Genomic DNA, 3,597 nt, shown 5'->3' on the forward strand with positions numbered 1-3,597 from the left:
TTGAACATCTAGTTAATGAACAATGGCGACAATATCGTATCGTTAGATACTGGACAAAACAGCCTAAAGATGGTAAGGATACCCTCGGTATTTTAGATGAAGATTGGCCCGATCCTGCCTTAGCTAACACTTGGGATGAATATATTGAAACTTTATTACCTTTGGGTATTTCTAACCTCTTTTTATTTGATGGGGAACAGGTAAAAGAATTGGCAGAACAGGATGTACCTCCTGACAGCGTTAAGGATTCGATGCAGACTTTATTAGGGTTAGAATTAGCGGAAAGATTAGCCGTTGATCTCGATATTTTAGCTAGTCGCAAGCGCCGGTTACTAGCAGCAGAAAATGAACTGGCAACTATTGAAGCGATCGAAAAAAAATTAGCCCAGTACCAAGAAGATTTAGAATTGGCTCGGCAAGAGATGGAAACTCAGCAAAAAAATTTAGATTTGGTTAGAAATGATTTTGATGCAGTCTCGGATAAATTTCGCATTGATGGCGGCAAAATTGCCGCCGAAAGAAGTCAATTAGAGAGCAGAAAAAAGGATTTAGATAAAAAGTTAGATAAACAGAGAGAATATTTAGGTCAATTGGCGGGAGAGTTATTACCATTAAAGTTAATTTTTCCTCTCCTAGAAGCCGCTAAAATTCAGGGAGAAAAAGAGCTAAAATTTCAATCAGCTAAAGTCGCTCAATCGGTTTTAGAGTCCAGAGATAAAAAGTTACTGGCTTATTTAAAACAACTGAATTTAACTTTAGAACAATTAGAGAATATTAGGGAATTTTTACAGCGAGAAAATCAGTGTTTAGCTGAGGATAACGATTCTTTCGTTACTTCTTACTTAGATTTAGACGAGGAAGCGATCGAGTTATTAAATCGAGTCTTAACCCATCAATTACCGGCACAAATTAACCTCGCTCATCAAGCAATAGAACAATTAAGAAATCTGGAAGCTGACTTAGATAATTTAGAGCGAGAATTAGCAGTAGCAGCCTCTCCCGAAGAATACGAAACCCTGAGTAATAACTTAAAAACCGCTCAGAAAAAGTATCTAAATGCTCAAGCAGAATACGAGCAAAGCCACAAAAATTACGAGGAAATCAAAAAGAAAATTGAGAAAACGAAAAAAGAATTATTTGCCTATAGTGAGAAAGCTTTAGAATCGCAAAGTAACGAACATATCGTTAATGCTATTGTCAAAGCACAGCAAACTTTAAAAGTATTTAAGGAACGCTTAACTTTAAAAAAATTAAATAGATTAGAGGGAGAAGTGGCGGAATGTTTTCGTTATTTATTGCATAAGTCCGATCTGGTGCAGAAAATAGCGATCGATGCTGATACTTTTGGTCTATCTCTCTTTGGTCCCGATGGACAAAATGTGCCTAAACACCGTCTTTCTGCCGGAGAAAAACAACTATTAGCGATCGCTTTTTTGTGGGGATTAGCGCGAGTCTCCGGACGAGATTTACCTATCGCTATCGATACACCCCTCGGACGTTTAGATTCTTCCCATCGCCATAATTTAGTTGAACGTTATTTTCCCGCCGCTTCCTCTCAAGTCATCCTCCTCTCTACCGATACAGAAATTGGAGAAAATGAGCTACTCTTATTAGAAGAACAGGAAGTAATCGCCAGAAAATACCTGCTAGAATACAATTCCCAACAACGTCAAACCACTATTCACCCCGACCGCTACTTTTGGTAAGATTATGACCGAGATAAATTCCCAAAAAATCCTCCCCCAATTAACTCAACACCAATCAACCAGTCACCCAACTAGAGGAAACCTTGCTTGCCGATATTCACTCCTACGAGAACTTAAAAAATAGTTTAGCGGCAGCCGATGGGTTTGAGACAGACTTGAATCAGTTCACTGATTACTGATTACTGATCACTGATCACTGATCACTGATCACTGAAAAAAAGCTCCCCACTTCCCATTATCCTATTAAACAGGATTGAGAATGAATAACTATTTTATCATCAGTCAGAGCGAGGTAAAATTATAGATTATGGAATCACCGATCGAACGTTTTCGACTATCTCAAACCGCCAAAGATAGCCTCATAAAATTAAAACGCTACACCAAAATTGACCAATGGAATATCCTCTGTCGTTGGGCTTTTTGTCGTTCCCTTGCCGAACCGAGTCTCCCCTCTCCCGTTCCCATTCCTGCCGATAGCAATGTAGAATTATCCTGGAAAGTATTCGGGGGAGAAATGGCCGATATTTTCTTAATTGCCCTCAAACAACGTTGTCATCAAGACGGATTAGGAACCGATAAAGAAACCCTAACTCAACAATTTCGCTTACATTTACATCGCGGGATCGGTTATCTTGCTGGGGATACCAAGCTAAAGAAAATCGATAATTTAATCGAATTAGAGAGAGAAAGTCTCAGAGAATCTTAATCAAGAATGCTCTGTTTTCTGGGTGAGCGCATCTCAAACGCTATCGACAATTGGCCAATTTTGTGATAGTATTTAAAAAGGGGGCGACTATCGGGGGATAAGAAAAAATGGAAAATTTAATCAAGGAAGCACTAAGCCATCGAGCAATTAATCACCCTTATTTACTTGCTTTAGAAAAAGGAGAATTCCAACCTACTGATGAAGTTCTCAAAGACTTTGCCAGTCAATACGGAGCTTATAGTGACTGGTTTTACCATTATTCAGCAAACCCTATTTAATCTTTCAATAGGATTAGTTTGACCAGTTTTTTTCCCGACCGGCCGATGACGTTTACTGGGAATTACTGTCTTATAGGACTCCCAAAAGTCTGTGTAAGCAACCGCGCATTGTCGGTAAACACCTGGTAAACTGTCCCAAAGTTTTTTGGCTGATTGACGACTCCTATCTCCGCGCATAGCCACCAATAATTTCTCGCGTAGTTCTATCGATAGCTAACCAAATATATACCTTGATTTTCTGACAAAATACGAATGACCACCCTTCGGCTTCTCTCAGGGTAAATAACTCATAGCAGAAATTTCGATGATTAATTTGCCTTTAGGTTTGTCTGTTACCTATACCTGGCGGGGAACTTGGCTAAATTTATTATTAACATAGTTTTGTAACCATGACCAACTCACTCCAGTTACTCTAGCAATTCCTCGTCAAGAAATTCGTTCGAGCAAGAGTTGATCAATTAATTGTTTGGTTTCGTCAGAGACGGTTTTATTAGTGGGATTGATCACAAACGGTTGACCACATTCTTTACCTTGACGTTTGGGTTTTCCCTTAGGAATAGAACCATTCTTGATAGTAGGGTGAGAACCACAACGCTTGACAGGGGAATAGAGGTGAACTAGGGGGGGTACTTTGTTCGGTGCTAGACTGATATTTGAGTAAGCCAGACAGGAGCCAGAAAAAGATATTTATCAGAAAAGTCATGAGCAAGCTAGAGGGTTAAAGACTGAGCGGGTTCCAATTATTTTTATTAATAAATATTTGACACAATTCATACCAGGTAAGCAAGATAGCTACGCCACTACTACCGAATCATTACCAAATTTTCGCCTTAAGGCGAGGTTTTAGACCCAATTTTTTCGATAACTCTAGTTTTCAAGGCTTCGGCCGTGAGCTTTTGCCGAACGG

The 3,597-nt window shown here is 39.3% G+C and carries 2 protein-coding genes and 2 pseudogenes; 3 read left to right on the forward strand and 1 reads right to left on the reverse strand.

From position 1 onward, the window contains the following. From dndD to IQ242_RS19630, 3 genes and pseudogenes are all read left to right on the forward strand, one after another. Nucleotides 1-1,706 (forward strand): DNA sulfur modification protein DndD (gene dndD, locus IQ242_RS19620; RefSeq protein ID WP_193961121.1); only part of this gene is annotated, 1,706 nt, incomplete at its 5' end. A 307-nt stretch (nucleotides 1,707-2,013) separates the two neighbouring features. Further along, nucleotides 2,014-2,412 (forward strand): DNA sulfur modification protein DndE, encoded by a 399-nt coding sequence (dndE, locus tag IQ242_RS19625; protein ID WP_002765973.1) that lies wholly within the window; start codon nucleotides 2,014-2,016, stop codon nucleotides 2,410-2,412. Nucleotides 2,413-2,519: 107 nt separating this feature from the next. Continuing rightward, nucleotides 2,520-2,672, forward strand: a pseudogene (locus IQ242_RS19630) (cupin domain protein); the annotation flags it as partial. Between the two features lie 31 nt (nucleotides 2,673-2,703). On the opposite strand, the pseudogene IQ242_RS19635 reads toward IQ242_RS19630, so the two are convergent. After that, a pseudogene (locus IQ242_RS19635) lies at nucleotides 2,704-3,393 on the reverse strand (ISNCY family transposase). Between the last annotated feature and the right edge of the window lie 204 nt (nucleotides 3,394-3,597).

It is taken from the genome of Microcystis sp. LEGE 08355, from assembly GCF_015207185.1.
GTDB classification, from domain to species: Bacteria; Cyanobacteriota; Cyanobacteriia; order Cyanobacteriales; family Microcystaceae; genus Microcystis; species Microcystis panniformis.